At 39.5% G+C, this 17,170-nt stretch carries 19 protein-coding genes; all 19 read left to right on the top strand.

Annotation, left to right across the window (positions count from 1 at the left end):
* Positions 1 to 2 precede the first annotated feature (2 nt).
* Positions 3 to 1,304 (top strand): lipopolysaccharide biosynthesis protein RfbH, encoded by a 1,302-nt coding sequence (gene rfbH, locus ACFFGT_RS18775; RefSeq protein ID WP_377024072.1) that lies wholly within the window; start codon positions 3 to 5, stop codon positions 1,302 to 1,304.
* Positions 1,305 to 1,344: 40 nt separating this feature from the next.
* On the top strand, positions 1,345 to 2,208 hold the full coding sequence (locus ACFFGT_RS18770) for an NAD-dependent epimerase/dehydratase (protein WP_377024071.1): 864 nt from the start codon (positions 1,345 to 1,347) through the stop codon (positions 2,206 to 2,208).
* 32 nt (positions 2,209 to 2,240) lie between these two features.
* Positions 2,241 to 3,629, top strand: coding sequence for a lipopolysaccharide biosynthesis protein (locus ACFFGT_RS18765; protein ID WP_377024070.1), 1,389 nt, complete (start codon positions 2,241 to 2,243; stop codon positions 3,627 to 3,629).
* 8 nt (positions 3,630 to 3,637) lie between these two features.
* Positions 3,638 to 4,624, top strand: coding sequence for a glycosyltransferase family 2 protein (locus ACFFGT_RS18760; RefSeq protein ID WP_377024069.1), 987 nt, complete (start codon positions 3,638 to 3,640; stop codon positions 4,622 to 4,624).
* An 8-nt stretch (positions 4,625 to 4,632) separates the two neighbouring features.
* On the top strand, positions 4,633 to 5,283 hold the full coding sequence (locus ACFFGT_RS18755; protein ID WP_377024068.1) for a CatB-related O-acetyltransferase: 651 nt from the start codon (positions 4,633 to 4,635) through the stop codon (positions 5,281 to 5,283).
* Between the two features lie 34 nt (positions 5,284 to 5,317).
* Entirely contained in the window at positions 5,318 to 6,724 is a 1,407-nt protein-coding gene (locus ACFFGT_RS18750) for an O-antigen ligase family protein (RefSeq protein ID WP_377024067.1), read from the top strand.
* A 19-nt stretch (positions 6,725 to 6,743) separates the two neighbouring features.
* The gene (locus ACFFGT_RS18745) at positions 6,744 to 7,682 is read left to right on the top strand and encodes a glycosyltransferase family 2 protein (RefSeq protein ID WP_377024066.1); all 939 of its coding nucleotides are present in this window, start codon (positions 6,744 to 6,746) and stop codon (positions 7,680 to 7,682) included.
* A gap of 155 nt (positions 7,683 to 7,837) precedes the next feature.
* Positions 7,838 to 8,755 (top strand): phosphoglycerate dehydrogenase, encoded by a 918-nt coding sequence (locus tag ACFFGT_RS18740; protein WP_377024065.1) that lies wholly within the window; start codon positions 7,838 to 7,840, stop codon positions 8,753 to 8,755.
* Between the two features lie 9 nt (positions 8,756 to 8,764).
* Complete coding sequence (locus ACFFGT_RS18735; protein ID WP_377024064.1) at positions 8,765 to 9,754, top strand: Gfo/Idh/MocA family protein; 990 nt, start codon at positions 8,765 to 8,767, stop codon at positions 9,752 to 9,754.
* Positions 9,755 to 9,778: 24 nt separating this feature from the next.
* The gene (locus ACFFGT_RS18730) at positions 9,779 to 10,384 is read left to right on the top strand and encodes a D-sedoheptulose-7-phosphate isomerase (RefSeq protein WP_377024063.1); all 606 of its coding nucleotides are present in this window, start codon (positions 9,779 to 9,781) and stop codon (positions 10,382 to 10,384) included.
* A 9-nt stretch (positions 10,385 to 10,393) separates the two neighbouring features.
* Positions 10,394 to 11,155: an SDR family NAD(P)-dependent oxidoreductase gene (locus ACFFGT_RS18725; RefSeq protein ID WP_377024062.1), complete on the top strand. Its 762-nt coding sequence runs from the start codon at positions 10,394 to 10,396 to the stop codon at positions 11,153 to 11,155.
* Positions 11,148 to 12,209, top strand: a complete 1,062-nt coding sequence (locus ACFFGT_RS18720) for an AroB-related putative sugar phosphate phospholyase (cyclizing) (RefSeq protein ID WP_377024061.1) — start codon at positions 11,148 to 11,150, stop codon at positions 12,207 to 12,209. The genes ACFFGT_RS18725 and ACFFGT_RS18720 overlap by 8 nt, the downstream gene beginning before the upstream one ends.
* 9 nt (positions 12,210 to 12,218) lie before the next feature.
* Positions 12,219 to 12,674, top strand: coding sequence for a NanQ anomerase/TabA/YiaL family protein (locus tag ACFFGT_RS18715; RefSeq protein ID WP_377024060.1), 456 nt, complete (start codon positions 12,219 to 12,221; stop codon positions 12,672 to 12,674).
* A 1-nt stretch (position 12,675) separates the two neighbouring features.
* On the top strand, positions 12,676 to 13,362 hold the full coding sequence (locus ACFFGT_RS18710; protein WP_377024059.1) for an acylneuraminate cytidylyltransferase family protein: 687 nt from the start codon (positions 12,676 to 12,678) through the stop codon (positions 13,360 to 13,362).
* A gap of 34 nt (positions 13,363 to 13,396) precedes the next feature.
* Complete coding sequence (locus ACFFGT_RS18705) at positions 13,397 to 13,849, top strand: NanQ anomerase/TabA/YiaL family protein (RefSeq protein ID WP_377024058.1); 453 nt, start codon at positions 13,397 to 13,399, stop codon at positions 13,847 to 13,849.
* Positions 13,850 to 13,906: 57 nt separating this feature from the next.
* Positions 13,907 to 14,590 (top strand): cyclase family protein, encoded by a 684-nt coding sequence (locus tag ACFFGT_RS18700; protein ID WP_377024057.1) that lies wholly within the window; start codon positions 13,907 to 13,909, stop codon positions 14,588 to 14,590.
* 9 nt (positions 14,591 to 14,599) lie between these two features.
* Complete coding sequence (locus ACFFGT_RS18695) at positions 14,600 to 15,364, top strand: HpcH/HpaI aldolase family protein (protein ID WP_377024056.1); 765 nt, start codon at positions 14,600 to 14,602, stop codon at positions 15,362 to 15,364.
* A gap of 3 nt (positions 15,365 to 15,367) precedes the next feature.
* Positions 15,368 to 16,174 carry a 6-hydroxymethylpterin diphosphokinase MptE-like protein gene (locus tag ACFFGT_RS18690; RefSeq protein ID WP_377024055.1) on the top strand — a complete coding sequence of 269 codons (807 nt, stop codon included), beginning with the start codon at positions 15,368 to 15,370 and terminating at the stop codon, positions 16,172 to 16,174.
* Between the two features lie 47 nt (positions 16,175 to 16,221).
* Positions 16,222 to 16,998: a WecB/TagA/CpsF family glycosyltransferase gene (locus tag ACFFGT_RS18685; RefSeq protein WP_377024054.1), complete on the top strand. Its 777-nt coding sequence runs from the start codon at positions 16,222 to 16,224 to the stop codon at positions 16,996 to 16,998.
* Positions 16,999 to 17,170: the final 172 nt, after the last annotated feature.

Raw genomic sequence — 17,170 nt, 5'->3', positions numbered from 1 at the left:
AGATGTTAAAACACATAAGCGATCCGGCCTTAGAAAAAAGCCTGCGGGCCATAGCAAAAGCACAAACAGAGAAAACCATTATTGCCGGTCAAAATTATATTCCGGTAACCGGGAAAGTATTGGATGAAGAAGATATTTTGTTTGGTGTGGAAGCAGCATTAGACGGATGGTTAACAACAGGGCGTTTTGCCAATAAATTTGAAGCAGATTTTGCTCAATATTTTGGCGCTGTTAAGGCACTGCTTGTTAATTCGGGCTCATCGGCAAATTTGGTTGCTTTTTATGCGCTTACATCACCAAAGCTGGGTGAAAGAGCTATCCGCCCGGGCGACGAGGTGATCACGGTAGCTGCCGGTTTCCCAACTACGGTAAACCCGGTTGTTCAGTTTGGCGCTGTGCCCGTTTTTGTTGACGTTGATCTGGCAACCCACAACGTTAATGCCGATTTGATTGAAGCTGCAGTTTCTGATAAAACCAAAGCAATAATGATTGCGCATTCATTAGGTAACCCTTTTAACCTTGATGAGGTAATGCGTGTTGCTAAAAAATATAACCTGTGGGTTGTTGAAGATGATTGCGATTCATTGGGCGCTACTTACAGGGATAAAAAGACAGGTACTTACGGTGATATCTCAACTTTTTCGTTTTACCCGGCACATCACATCACTATGGGCGAAGGCGGTGCTGTTTTGATCAACAACCCCGAACTTGCTAAAGTTGCAGAAAGCTTCAGGGATTGGGGCCGCGATTGCTATTGCGAGCCTGGTAAAGATAATACCTGCGGATGCCGCTTTTCACAGCAATTAGGATCGTTGCCATTTGGTTACGACCATAAATATACTTACTCGCACATCGGCTTTAACCTAAAGGTTACTGATATGCAGGCTGCTTTTGGTGTTTCACAATTGAAAAAGGTTGACTCATTTGTTCAAAAAAGACGCGAAAACTACAAGGCGCTATATGAGCGGATGAAGCAGTTTGAAGATATTTTCATTTTGCCCGAACCTACTCCTAACAGCGATCCTTCATGGTTTGGATTTCTGTTAACCCTGCGCGAAGGGGATGCTGCCGACAGGCACATGCTGGTTCAGCACCTGGAAGAAAGCAAAATAGGTACACGCCTGTTGTTTGCCGGTAACTTATTACGTCAGCCTGCTTACGCTAACATTAACCACCGCGTGGTTGGTGATCTTACCAATACCGATATCATCATGAACAGGTCGTTTTGGTTGGGTGTATGGCCAGGTTTAAATGAAAGTCATTATGATTACATGGCTGACGTTATAGCCAAATACCTGGCATAATTTATTTTTAATTGTGTTATAGATACCCCGGATAACAACAATGAAAACTGTATTAATAACCGGCATAAACGGATTTCTTGGATCAAGGTTAGCAATAAGGCTTCAAGCGCATTATAACGTTATTGGGCTTGGAAGCGGTAATAAAAATTTAAATCGTTTACCCGAAAACGCATTTAAGGTTTATTCCTCAACAGAGGCTTTAGAGCCGATATTCACAGAAAATGAAGTTTATGCCGTTATTCACGCGGCAACCGTTTACAGGCGAAATGATGAGCCGATTGAAAAACTGATACGTACAAACGTTCTTTTACCTGTTGAGCTGTATGATCTGTCAAACAAATATGGTACCAGCCTGTTTTTAAACACGGATAGTTTTTTTAATAACCCGGAGTTTGATTATAAATACCTGGTTGATTATACGCTGTCGAAAAAGCACTCCATTGAATGGCTCAAAATTATGCAGCAGGATAAATGCCATTTAATAAACATGAAGGTTTTCCATATGTATGGAAAAAATGACGGGCCTGGTAAATTTATTCCAAAGCTTTTATCAGATATCCGCAGCAATATGCCTGATGTTAACCTTACACCTGGCGAGCAGAAACGGGATTTTATTTATGTTGAAGATGCAGTGTCAGCCTATGAAACTGTGCTTCAGCAGGCAGGATCATTACTCCCTGGCTTTTTAGAGTTTCATTTGGGTATGGGCTATTCGGTTTCAATTAAAGATTTAGCCTTAACCATGGCCGGGATAACCCAAAGCACATCAAACTTAAATTTTGGTGCTTTTGATTACCGGGAAAATGAAATAATGGATTCAGTAGCCAACAACAAAAGCCTGGTTGAATTGGGCTGGGCCCCTGCATTTAACCTTAAAACAGGTTTAACCGAACTGTTACAGTAATTGTTGCGTTTAAATTATATAAAAAACAAAATATGCTTGGTATTATTCGTAATAGTTTTAAAAAGATAGGAATTGACCAGGCAATTGCATATACCATATTAGCCCGGGTTTTACAGGCCGGCGGTGGTGCAGTTTCCATAATTTTTATTGCTAAGTATCTTAACAAAGTTGAACAGGGCTATTTTTTCACTTTTAACAGTATTATAGCAATCCAGATTTTTTTTGAATTAGGTTTATCTAATATCATAACCCAGTTTGTGGCGCATGAGGTTGCAAATTTAAAATGGGTCAGCAAAACTGAGCTGGAAGGTTCGCCCGAAGCATTATCGCGCTTATCATCACTTTTGCAGTTCTGTGTAAAATGGTTTGCGGTAATTTCTTTCGTATTCATCTTTATACTGATAGCGGCCGGGTATTTCTTTTTCAGTGCCTATGGCAAAGGGTCAAATGTAAACTGGCAGTTACCCTGGATAGTTTTGTCGGTTGCAACAGCCTGCCTGCTTTTGGTATCACCGATACTTGCTTTTTTTGCGGGTTTGGGTTTGGTAAAAGAAGTAGCGCAGATCAAACTGATCCAGCAGATAGTTAATTTACTGTTCCTTTTTGTGCTTTTACCGCTGGGAGGAAAGCTTTATGCCAGTCCGCTGGGCTCAATGACGGCATTTTTAGTAGTGCCTATATGGATTTTCTTTTCGTACAAAAAGAAGATGCTGTATTTTATATGGGGCAAATTAAAAGGCTGGTCGGTAAATTACCGTACAGAAATATTCCCGTATCAGTGGCGTATAGCATTGAGCTGGATAAGCGGTTACTTTATGTACCAGTTGTTTAACCCTGTTCTTTTTGCTACCGACGGACCGGTTGTAGCAGGCCAAATGGGTATTTCACTTGCCGCACTTTCAGGTATCTTAACTGTTTCCCTAAGCTGGATAAACACCAAGGTGCCTCAGTTTTCAATACTTATTGCAAGGGAAAACTATAGCGATCTGGATAGCCTGTTTAACAGGACCCTTAAACAGGCAAGCGCTGTTTGTTTAATGTGCTTATTGTTCTTTATTGGTGTTATTGCAGCTTTAAAAAGCCATAACATTAATATCGGTACCCGGTTTTTACCAATCCTGCCATTGGCATTGCTGTCAACATCAACATTTGTAAACCAGCTGGTATCGGCCTGGGCTACCTATTTAAGGTGCCATAAAAAAGAGCCTTTCCTTTTATTTTCGGTAGTAATGGCTGTTTTAACCGCAGCTGCAACCCTTGGGCTTGGTAAGTTTTTTGGCCTGATGGGCATAGTTTACAGTTATACGTTTTTAACAGTATTTGTAAGCCTGGCATGGGCATACATCATATTTGTAAGAAAAAAGAAGGAATGGCATGAGCATGTTGTTCCGGCACAAGCAGTTGTAGTTGAAAGTAATTAAGCAATTTTATGTCGGCCAGTGAAAATCCATTATTAACTATTTCTATACCAACTTACAACAGGTCGGTGTTTTTAGACAGGGCGTTAAAACAACTGTCAATACAACTTATTGACCAGGATTTACCGGTTGAAGTAGTTGTATCAGATAACTGCTCAACTGATGATACCGAAAGCGTTGTGAAAAAACATATCGACAACGGCTTAAAACTGCGCTATGTACGTAACCCTGAAAATAAGGGTATGGATTTCAATATAGCGCAGTGTTATTTGTTGGCGAAGGGGCAATATGTGGTAGCGGTTGGTGATGACGATTTTTTGCTTGATGGATCATTAAAGCTTTTAACTGATTTTTTACAAAATAAGGATTACGGCGTTGTGTATTTCAAGAGCAAAGGTTTTGCCGAAGGCGCAACGATAGACAAGGTAACCGCCGAAAAGCTTTCATTTACGGAGTTTACCGAGCCAATTGATTTTGTAAAAAAGGTGCATTACTATATCACCTTTATATCGGGCAATATTGTTAATACCAAATACCTGGATAAAGACAATATGTTAAAATATCTTGGCACGAGCTTGCCACAGGTTCCGTTTTTTATGAACGCTGTGTTATCGGCAAAGCAAAATGTAGTTGTTGATACGGTACTGCTTGGTGTTGAGCTTGATAATACAGGCGGCTATAACTTGTTTAAGGTATTTGGTAAAAACTTTAACTATATCCTTGATGGTATTCAAACATCAAGCAAAAGCTTAAAGGATAATATAAAGGCTGCAATTAACAGGAAGTTATTGATTGGCTTTTTTCCAGACTATATCCTGAAATTCAGGCTTAATAACAAGAATGCCTTTGTGCATACCGATGCTATTAAGGAGCTGAAAGAGCTGTACGCAGGTAATTTTTATTTTTATATGTGCTGTTACCCTATTGCTTATCTGCCTAAAGGCCTGGCAAAAGGATACAAACAGGGGGTTAAACTATTTTCCAAACTATCTTCTTAACTAATTACATGGGTTATTTCAATACATTTAAAAAGATTATTGACAGAGAAGTTGGCAAACAGCGCTTTAAAAGCGCCTGGAGAAGAAAGAATGCTCATAACTTTACCATAGCCATCAACACTTTTCCTATTGATGATGTTGAGGTTGGGAATTATACCTATGGCGGCCTGAACATAAAAACTTATGGCGGCGCTAACGAAATTTTAAAGATAGGTCATTTTGTTTCCATAGGTATCGACTCGAAATTTATTCTGGGTGGTAACCATCCTGCAGATACCTTATCTACATATCCGTTTCAGCAAAAGATCTTCAATAAGGAAACTTTATCCTATTCAAAAGGGCCTATCACCATAGCCGATGATGTTTGGATTGGTGAAAACGTGATCATATTTTCCGGGGTGTCAATTGGCCAGGGTGCTATCATTGGCACAGGGAGCGTGGTAACCAAAAATGTTGAGCCATACTCGCTTGTGGCCGGCAATCCTGCTGTAGTAAAAAAGCATAGGTTTTCAAAAGAAATTATAGATGAACTGTTGAAAATAGATTACAGTAAGCTGAGCAAAAAAGTAATTGAGGAAAACCTCGATTTACTTTCGCATAAAAAGATAGTAGATTTGGATACGGTTAAGTTGTTTCAGCAAAAAATAACGAACGGTTAAATGTTAAAAATAAATAGCTAAATCCGGGTATAGCATGGAAGTGATTTTAGTGTTTTTGATTTTTTTTGCCACGTCGGGGTTGGTGTTATTTAACCTGAAAAAGGGTATTGAATTATATATTCTTTTGTTTCCGTTTCTGCAGCCTTATGTAGTTTTGGATTTAGCTTTTTTCCGTTACCCGCTGCAGGCAATTTTAACGGTGGTTGTTTTTATTTGCATCGTTTTTAAAACGATAAGGAGTAAAAAAGCCGCTGCAGATATCAAAACTAATTTCCTTGGGTACCCCGTGTTCCTGCTAATGTTTATCCTGCTTTTTACGGTTATAATTAACACAGAAGTAATTGCAGCAAACATAGTGGCCTATATCTTCTTCTTTTTACAGAAGCTTGCAGTAGCCTATATCGGCTGGATGGCCTTCAATACGGTAGAAAAAGGTGAAAAGCTGTTTGCCAAGGTTTTAAAAGTATTTGCACTTTTATGCGTTTACGGGATAATAGAAAGCATCCTGAAAACCAGCCCGATTATAGATATCTTCAACAGGGGAGGGTCATCAGCTATAGCAAGCGATCTGATCTTAAAGTATACTTTTGATGACGACCGCGGTTACCGGATCCAAACAGTATTTTATCACTCATACTCATGGGGCGGATACCTTGTAATTTTAGGATCATCGTTTTTGTTCCTGGTTTTTAATGCAAAAAGCAATTTTTCGTTTTACAAATACGGGTTGATGTTTGTTATTGTGTTTTTCAATATCTTCTTAACCCGTTCAAGATCATGCTTTGTACCAACAATATTTATGATTGGTACCATGTTTTGGATAATGCCTGGGGGTAAGCGAAAATCAACCTTAATTACGGTTATTATTTTTGCGGCTGCTTGTGCCATGACATTATCGCCAAAGCTGTTAAATAGTTTCGAGGGATATTTTACCGCAAAAGACGATGGCCAGGTAAAAGGCAGTAGCGCCCAGATGCGTGCAGTTCAGTTCGGAACGGCCTTTTCAATGGTAAAGGACAATTATATAGCCGGCAGTGGTTTTGGTGCTATTAAAAAGGTTTTGGCAGACCTGGGTGGTGACTCCGACCTTAAGGGTGCTGAAAGTATCTGGTTGGTAATATTGATTGATAACGGCATAATTGGTATAGTGGCCTACATTTTATTTTTTGTAAGTGTGATCCGGCGCTTTTTAAAAGAAAAGCGAAGGGCCATTACCAAGGCTACTTCCCGCAAAATATCCATTGCCATTGTTACCGTGATCTGTTACATCATATTCGTAACCCTAACGGGCGAAATGAATACGTTCGCATTTTTTATGCTTTATGCAGGGATGTTTGGTAAGCTGATCTATCTCCAGATACAAAGGGAAAAGGACGCTGCCTTTTATAATCAGCAGCAGGCATTAAATAATCAATCAATTACAGGCAATATAGCTGCATAATCAATTCATCTGATATAAAGTGGAACAGATTAAAATCAATATAAATAATAGCTCATATCAAACGGCCATAGTGATCCTTAATTGGAATGGTTTGGCAGATACGATGGAGTGCCTGGAGTCGATTCAGCAATATTGCATTGCTGAAAACTTCTTTATTGTATTGGTTGATAATAACTCCAGCCAGGCTATCGAACCTTTAATTGAAAGGAAATGGGCTATCCCGGTGCTGATCCTCAAAAACCATGAAAACTCGGGCTTTGCCGAGGGTAATAACATCGGTACGCGGTTAGCTATGGAGTATAAACCCGAGTATGTTTTATTGCTAAACAACGATACGGTTTTGTTAGACAATGTACTTGCAAAAATGACCAGTACGCTGCAAAAGTATCCCGATGTAGGTGTTGTTGGTGCAGTCAATTATTATTTTTCAAACCCTGAAGAAGTTTGGCAGGCCGGTGCGCATGTTTCAGTAAAAACAGGAAACATAAAACTGGCCGAGGTAGATCCTGCCCAGGAAATTACCATGGTTGAATATGTTCCCGGATCATCAATAATGTTCAGGGCATTTTTGGCCGATAAAGTAGGATTACTTGATCCCAACTTTTTTGCTTATTCAGAGGAGCTTGACTTTTGCCTGAGGGTAAAAAAGGAGAACTACGGTGTTGTATTTATCCCCGATGCAAGGATCCTTCATAAGGTTGGCAAATCGTCGCCAATGGCAGCCAAGGAATATTTAAGGTTAAGGAATAAGTTTTACTTGTTTAAACGCCATTCAACACCTGCCGATTTTATAAAGATTTCGATAAAGGAAACGGCAAAAGCTTTTGCCAAGGCGGGCATCCAGCTTGTAAAAAAAGGGACCTTTGTTTATTACACTGCCATATATGATGCAATAGTTGACTACAAGCATGGCAGGTTTGGAAAGGGAAAATTTGAGAAATTTTTGAAATTGAAATAATTAAATAAAATGAAATTAAGGTATTGTTAAATTAAAAATTTGATAACATTATTGAATATAATTACTATTTTTGTATTGTAACGCCTTTTTTGTTAATAAATTAAAATTGTTACCTGAGAAAAAACGGGAAGCCTAAACAACCCGCTTTAAAGCCTATGAAAATTTTAACATCTCCGTCATCCTTTGGACAGGTTGGCAGCGCTCCATTAGATTTACTAACCGAAAACGGTTACGAAGTTATAAACAATCCTTACGGTCGAAAGCTAACCGAAGATGAAGTAATTGAACTTGCAGGCGATTGTGTTGGAATAGTTGCCGGCGTTGAACCTTTAACTGCGCGGGTAATGGATGCATTACCTAATTTGAAATGCATAAGCCGCGTAGGTATTGGCATGGATAGCGTTGATTTAAAATATGCCGCCCAAAAAGGTATCATCGTAAAAAATACACCTGATGGCCCAACCCGTGCCGTAGCCGAGTTAACATTGGGTATGACACTGTCCCTGTTACGCAGGATTCCGCAGGCGCACTACGATCTTAAAAATAAAGTCTGGAAAAAACAAACCGGTAACCTGTTTTTAAATAAAGTAGTTGGCGTGGTAGGTTTAGGCCGGATAGGTAAACTGGTATCTCAAATGTTCAGAGGTTTGGGTAACCCGGTAATTGGCTTTGACCCATATGCTGATGAGGCATGGGCTGCAAAAAACGATGTTGAGCTACTGGATCTGGAATCATTACTGGCTAAAGCTGATATCCTGACTATCCACGTTCCGGGTAATGAAGATGGTTCGGCAGTGATTGGCGCAAAAGAAATTGAATTACTTAAAACCGGATCTTTCCTGATAAACATATCACGTGGTGGTATAGTTGATGAACAGGCATTATTTGATGCTCTTAGCACCAAAAAATTAGCAGGTGCTGCAATTGATGTGTTTTCTGAAGAGCCATACGCTGGCCCGCTTTGCGATCTGGACAACGTAGTACTTACCCCTCACCTTGGTTCTTACGCCGAAGAAGGTAAGTTGCTGATGGAAATAGACGCTGTGAATAATCTTATAAATTCATTAAAATAATTTTTTTATATGTATAAAGTAGGCATTATTGGTTACGGTGTAATGGGTAAAACCCGTAATACGGCCATTACTGAAATTAAAAGAGGCAAGGTTATAGCTATATCGGAACCTAACATCGGTGCCGATTTTGAAGGTATTCCTAATGTAAGTCATGAGGAGATCATTAACCATCCCGAACTGGATGTGATTATTGTTTGTACTCCTAACTTTTTAAACAAGGATTTAACCATCAGGGCGCTTAATGCAGGCAAGCATGTTTTTTGTGAAAAACCACCGGCATTTACCGGAGCCGATATTGAAGAAATTAAAATTGCTGAAGCAAACAGCGGTAAAATCCTGATGTATGGTTTTAACCACCGTCATCATGACAGCGTACTGCACATGAAAAGGCTTATCGACAGCAATGAATACGGTAAGGTTTTATGGTTAAGGGGCAGGTACGGTAAAAGCGTTACCGCCGATTATTTTAACCAGTGGCGCGCCAAAAAAGAGCTTGCAGGCGGCGGCATCCTGATGGACCAGGGTATTCACATGCTGGATTTATTCCTGTTTCTTTCGGGCGATTTTGATATTGTTAAAGCCGAAGTATCCAACCTTTACTGGCATATGGATGTTGAGGATAACGCATTTGTTATTTTGAAAGAATCGGCTACAGGTAAAGTTGCGTCTTTGCACTCAACCATGTCGCAATGGCGTCACCTGTTTTCGCTGGAAATATTCCTTGAAAAAGGTTATATGGTGCTGAACGGGTTGATAACTTCAACCATGTCATACGGCGAAGAAACGCTTTCAGTTGCTAAAAACCGTTCAACAGCGCCTGCTGCAACCTGGCAGGATGAGGTTATAACCAAATATGTTAACAATAATAGCTGGCGTTACGAAATGGATCACTTTTTTGATGCCATTGATAAAAACCAACCGGTAACTATTGGTAACTCAGACGATGCGCTTAAGTTAATGCGCATTATTGATAAAGTGTACGAGCAAAAGGACTTTTAATCATTGTAAAACATTTATTTTAATATGGAAAGAACAGATCTATTAAAAAATTACCTGGCAGATTATGTTGGCAGGTTAACTGATATCTTAAATAAAATTGACCCTGAAAAATTGGGCCAGGTAGTTACAACCTTTATCGAAGCTTTTAAAAGCGGTAATACCATTTACGTGGTAGGTAATGGCGGCAGCGCTGCTACAGCATCGCACATGCAGGCCGATTTCAGGTTCTTTGTACGTTATTTTTCAAAATTCCGTCCAAAGATCATCGCATTAACTGATAACGTACCTATGATCACTGCTATCGGTAACGACAATAACTTTGATGATGTTTTTGTTGAGCAAATGCGCGGTCAATTTGTAGCAGGCGACGTTTTGATCGCTATATCTGCAAGCGGTAACTCGCCAAACCTGGTTAAAGCGGCTGAGTATGCTAATGAGCTTGGTGGTAAAACCATCGCTTTTGTTGGTTTCCTGGGCGGTAAGCTTAACGAAATTTCAACAGTGCCATTGTATACACCAAACCCTAAAGGCGATTACGGCCCGATTGAAGACGTACACATGATATTGAACCACATTATTGTTAACTACCTTTCAACCGACGAAGAATTTTTAGCGCTTACCGCTCAATAATAACCGCTAATGGATAGCATATCAAATATAAAGATTGACCTTACCGGCAAAATTGCTTTAATAACCGGCGGAACCCGCGGTATTGGAAAAGCTATAGCCGAACGTTTCCTGGAAGCCGGCGCATCCGTTATCCTCACCGGAACTGATGCTGCCGAAGTTGAACGCTTAAATGCTGCAAATACGGCCGAAAGAGTTAGCTATTTGCAGTTAAATTTCAACGATCAGGCTTCGGTTACTGCTTTTGTAGCTAAGCTAAATGATTTCGACAGGATTGATGTATTGATCAATAATGCCGGGATCAACAAAATTGCCCTGAACACCGAAACTACTGACGAAGATTTTGATCTGCTTCATAACGTTAACGTAAAAGGGCCATATGTGCTTTGCCGCGAAATAAGCAAGCTGATGAAAAAGAATGGCTATGGCCGCATTGTTAATATAACCTCTATCTGGAGCGCTATAACAAGGCCGGGAAGGTCAATTTACACCACCAATAAAAATGCAGTTGCGGGCTTAACCAAAACACTGGCTATTGAGCTTGGTAAATATGATATCCTTGTAAATTCGGTTGGCCCCGGCTTTACATTAACTGAACTTACGGCAACTACAAATACCGCCGAAGAACTTCAGAAAATAACTGAGCTTATCCCCATGAACAGGATGGCGCAGCCGGTTGAAATAGCCAACGTAATTCTTTTTTTAAGCAGTAATCTCAACAGTTATTTAACAGGTCAAAACATAATTGTTGACGGAGGATATACCAATGTATAATTTCACAGTTAAATCAATCATACACGATTATAGTGTACAATTTATTGATGATACCCAGAAAACACTTTTAAGCGAATTAAAAGAGGGCGATGTGATCATCATCGACAACAAAATAAAGGAGCTGTATAAAGAGATACTTCAGCCTGTTTTGGATAGTTATACACATATCGGTCTTGACGCTTCTGAATCGGTAAAAAGTTACCAGGGTGTAATGCCGATAATTGAAAACCTCATTGATAACGGCTTCAGAAAAAATCACCGTTTAATTGCTATTGGCGGTGGTATTACCCAGGATGCAACTGCGTTTATTGCTTCTATCATGTACCGTGGTGTTGCCTGGTACTTTTTCCCTACATCATTGCTTGCACAGGGTGATAGCTGTATAGGCAGCAAAACCTCTATCAACTTTAATAAATACAAGAACCAGTTAGGCGGTTTTTATCCACCTAACCAGATCTTTATTAACCTGCACTTTTTAGATACCCTTTCACTGTGGGACCTGAAATCGGGCATGGGCGAAATGTGCCATTACTTTATCGTATCGGGCGAGGAGGATTTTACCAGGTTTAAAAACGAATATGCCAGCGCGCTGGTTGATAAAAAAGTTTTGGCCGGTATCATCAACAGGAGCCTTGAGATAAAAAAGGGGTATATCGAGCGCGATGAGTTTGATAAAAACGAGCGTCTTGTTTTCAACTACGGGCATTCATTCGGCCATGCTATCGAATCGCTTACAAATTATCGTATCCCGCATGGTATAGCTGTAAGCTATGGTATGGATATGGCTAATTTTGTATCGGTTAAATTAGGCTATATTGATGAATCTATCCGCCAAAACATCCGTGAGCTGTTAAAGCAGGTTTGGGAAGGTACTTCAATAGATGATATTTCGCTTGATAAGTTTACAACGGCCCTGAGTAAGGATAAAAAGAATGTTGGTAAAACATTAGGATTGATCCTTAACAAAGGTTACGGTAAAATATTCAGGGATATGAGGCCGATGGATGACGAATTTATAGGCTGGATGAAGGAATATTTTGAAACACAATTGTAACGTTGCCTTATGATACTTGATCAGTTAAAAAATATAGATATCTATAAAGGGGTTTCGCCTGATATATATGCGGGACTGCAGTTTTTGCAAAATGCAACTCCGGATATAGCAGTTGGAACATACCCTATAAATGATAATGTAAAAGCGGTGGTTAGCGAATATGAAACCGTTGCCGATTTTTCAAGAGGATATGAGGCTCATAAGCATGTGATTGACATTCAATACCCTATTATTGGTTTGGAGCGTGTAAAATGGTCGCCAATTGAAGGCATGGCTGTGAACATTCCTTATGACGAAGCTAAAGACCGTACGTTTTACAAGGATCCATCGCCGCAGGGAACACATGTTGATATAGGCAATGGTATTTTTGCTATCATGTTCCCTGAAGATGGTCACGGTCCGCAGCATTACATTGAAAAATCCGAACTAATTAAAAAAATCACTATAAAAATAGCTATCCGGTAAAATGGAAATACCAAAAATCACAGCACTGGTACCAATGAAGGGGCATTCGGAGCGGGTACCTCATAAAAATGTACGCCCGCTAATGGGCAAGCCTGCTTTTCATTGGATAATGGAAACGCTTTCAAAAAGCAAATATATTACTGAAATACTCGTAAACACCGATTCGAAGGAAATTGCAGATAGCGCAAGGGCCAATTTTGATAAGGTAAAGGTATTGGAAAGGCCCGATTTTTTATTGGGCGATATGGTAAGCATCCAGCCTTTAATTGAGTATGATATAGAACAAACCAGTGCTGAGTATTTTTTGCAAACGCATAGCACTAACCCTTTGCTCACTGTCGAATCTGTTGACGGTGCAATAGAGGCTTTCTTTGCACAAACAGAGCATGATGCCCTGTTTTCGGTTACAGAGGTTAAGCAAAGATATTACTGGCCTGATGGCAGCGGCATTAACCATGACCCTAAACACCTGATCAGGACCCAGGACCTTGAACCGATATATCATGAAAATTCATGTTTCTATATCTTTTCAAAAGAAACCAACCATAAAATAAAAAGCCGTTTGGGCTCAAAAGCCCTTATGTACCCTATCAATGAGCTGGAAGCGGCCGATATTGATGATATGGAAGACTTTTACTGGGCCGAGTTTTTGCTGAAAAGAAAACTTGAAAATAACTTATCACACTAATCACCTGTTTACATCAACATTGTAAAAACGTACCATGATCATTGATTCGCTTAATAATATTGAATTTTATAAATCTATCAATAACGATATATATGAGGGCCTGAAGTTTATAAAAAACGCCGACCCTGAAATTGCCCTTGGCGATTATCCATTAACCGATACAGCCAAAGCTGTGGTTATGGAGTATGAAACCAAGATCAAAAACCATTTTGGTTATGAGGCTCACAAACACGTTATTGATGTACAATATTGTATAAAAAATACCGAGCGTATCCCATGGTCAAATTTGCAAAGGCTTACCCCCAATACCGAATATAATGTTGAAAAGGATTTTACCTTTTTTGATATGAAAGAGCCGCAGGGCGAGGTAGTGATCGGTAATGATATTTTCGCGGTATTTTTCCCTGAAGATGCCCATGCACCCGTATATAGCGATGGCGAACCCGGTTACATCAAAAAGATTGTAATTAAGGTAAAAGTACAGTAACGTACAGCTTGTAACTATAAATTGGCCTGTAGGCAACAGTGATATAATTCTCCTGAAATGCGAAACAATATTAATCTTTCTCACCTGATATCCCAGTCAACGCCGGCTTATGGTAACCGCGACAGGATCTTTATCAAGGATAACTCTTCCATTCTGAAAGGAGATACCGCAAATTCGTCGTGCTGGTTTTTTTCAAATAACCACATCGGCACGCATATTGACTCTCCGCGTCATTTTTCGGCAACCGGAAAAAAAACGCATGAGTTTGATGTTAACAACTTTTTTTACGATAAGGTAAAGCTTGTTGATATTACCTGTGCTACAGGTATATTAATTTCAATTGAAGATTTTAAAAAGGTTGAAGATCAGGTTGAAGACCATGATATTGAGCTTTTATTAATCCGTACTGGCTATGAGCAATACCGCACCATTGATAAATATTGGAATGACAGCCCAGGCTTGGCGGCCGAACTGGCCGGTTATTTCAGAGGGAAGTATCCAAAACTAAGATGTGTGGGTTTTGATTTTATATCATTAACCTCATGGAATTTCAGGCCCGAAGGCAGGATCAGTCATAAAGCTTTTCTTTGCCCCGAAGATGAAACTAAAGCGATATTGGTAATTGAGGATATGGCACTGGCCACTGTAAACAGCCAAATTAAATCTGTAGTTGTTGCTCCAATGTTTGTTGAGGACGGGAATGGCGGAGCAGTAACAGTTTTTGCCGATATCGAGAAATAATACAACACTATGAAAAATACTACTTTAAAACAAAAGCTTAAGGATAAGCAAAACACCATAGGATCATGGATCACAATTCCGCATCAATCGGTTATTGATATCCTTGCCGAGGCCGGATTTGACTGGTTGTGTATCGATCTGGAACATACTGCAATTGATTACAATGAAGTGCAGGTGCTGATCGGCTTTATCCAGGCGCGCGGTATGGCTGCTTTGGTCCGGGTTTCAAAAAACGAGGAAGTAGTTATAAAACGTGTACTTGATTCGGGCGCCGATGGTATTGTTGTGCCGATGATCTGTACTGCCGATGAAGCTAAACAAGCTGTTGAATATGCCAAATATCCGCCTGTTGGTAAAAGAGGGGTAGGGTTAAACCGTGCCCAGCGTTACGGGTTTGGTTTTGAAGATTACAGGAAATGGGCCGATGATAACCTGGTTATTGTTGCACAGATTGAGCATTATGAAGGCGTTAACAACCTGGCATCAATAATTGATACACCGGGTATCGACGGGGTGTTTATCGGACCGTACGATCTTTCAAGTTCGCTGGGTATACCGGGGCAGTTTAATGAGCCTGTTGTACAGGATGCTTTAAGAAAGTTTGAAAACATTTGTACCGAAAAAAACTTTTCAATGGGGTACCATGTTATTGACCCTGATTTTGAACTGGTGAAAGCTAAAAACGACGTAGGATACAATTTCATTGCGTTTAGTACCGATTTTCTTTTCATGGGACGTAAAGCATTCACCGAAATGCAAAATTTAAAAAAATAGGATATGAGCAGACTGAAGTATATAAAAGACATGTCCTTGAAAGAAATAACTTTCAAAAGGGTGTATGAGGCTGTTAAAAACAGGATTGATGACAGAGCTCATGCTAAAGCATGGGCAACTACTGAGTTGGCCAAACAAAACAGAGAAAAGCTAAAATCGTTCCATAACATCCATAAAGGCAAGCGTTGTTTCATCATTGCCAATGGGCCAAGTTTGAAGAATACAGATCTTTCTTTGTTGAAAGATGAATATACTATAGGGATGAACAGGATCTACTTAAATGGATTTAAACCATCGTATTTAGTAGTATTTGATATAGATATTCAACTGGTGCAGTTTCAGGAGGATTATGATAATCTTGAAATGACAAAATTTTTTAACTGGAATGCCCGCGAATATTTTACTTTTAGGGAAAATCTGGCTTATATCAGGGCCGACCATAAACCGGCGTTCTCAACAGATGTTTCAAAAACAACCTGGGGAGGGCATAGCGTAACCAATACTTGTATTCAGTTGGCTTACTATATGGGTTTTTCGGAAGTGTATTTAGTAGGGAAAGACCATAGCTATGATAAAGTTGGGGTACCTGGCGCCATTGTAATTTCAAATGGTAACGAAGGGAACCACTTTGTAAAAGGTTATTATAAACCCGGAATGGCCTGGAGGATCCCTGATTATAAAGGTGAAGAACTGGCTTATACCATGGCCCGCGAAGCTTATGAAAAAGACGGCCGTAAAATTTATGATGCCACAATAGATGGTAAATTAGATATATTTACCAAAGTAGATTATTATTCACTTTTTAAGTAATTACCGGGATTAATTAAGAATGTTTAGCATCTCAAATTTTGTTATATATGCATGCTGAAGAATTTAACGTTGAACGCACTAAGGATAATGTAGTTAATGTTTATTTCGATAATTTGAGCTTTAATGAAGCGTTGTTGAAATTCAGAAGCAGCAGGTTTATTGTAACGCCTAATATTGATCATTTATATAATCTTTATCATAATGAGGCGTTTTTTACTGCCTATAATAAAGCTGATTTAGTTTTATGCGACAGTAAGATCCTTTCGTTATTATCTCCGCTTGTATGCGGTCAGAAAATACCGCAGATAGCAGGTTCTGACTTTTTTCCGGCTTTGTGCAACCACTATCAAAATGATTCATCATTTAAGATTTTTTTGCTTGGCGGCACAACAGATGAATCGGTAGATCTGGCTACAAAAAACCTGAACAATAAATATAACAATATTGTAGGCGGATATTTTTCGCCCCCGTTTGGCTTTGAGAAAGACCCGAAAATGATCAAAAAGATCGTTGACATGGTTAATGCATCAGGCTGTTCAGTTTTGGCTGTAGGCTTAGGCTCACCCAAACAGGAATTATTTATTGCCAATAACATGGGCAAGTTTCATTCAGTTAAGCAGATCGTGGCTATTGGTGCAACAATTGATTTTCAATCAGGATACGTTCAGCGCGCCCCGAAATGGATCTCTAAAATAGGGCTTGAATGGTTTTACAGGTTTATTAACGAACCTAAGCGCTTGTTTAAAAGGTATTTTGTTAACGGCCTCTCTTTGGTGGCAAACCTCTTTTTCTTAAAACGGATCAGTATCAAAATTAAACCTTAAACAGAAGCTAAAAGCAGAATGCAAAAAGCTTAAAGCTCATAGACTGGCGCTAAGTATTATTTAACGCTTTATGCGGAATTAAGTAATAGGCACTACGAGAAATAAGATCATTAAAAAAATAAAACCCCGCATCTGTAACTGATGCGGGGTTTTATTTTGGACGTTTGTTTAT

Source organism: Mucilaginibacter angelicae (assembly GCF_042434235.1).
Lineage (GTDB): Bacteria > Bacteroidota > Bacteroidia > Sphingobacteriales > Sphingobacteriaceae > Mucilaginibacter > Mucilaginibacter angelicae.
The sequence above is the reverse complement of the archived record's forward strand: the minus strand, read 5'-3'. Positions and strand labels throughout refer to the sequence as shown.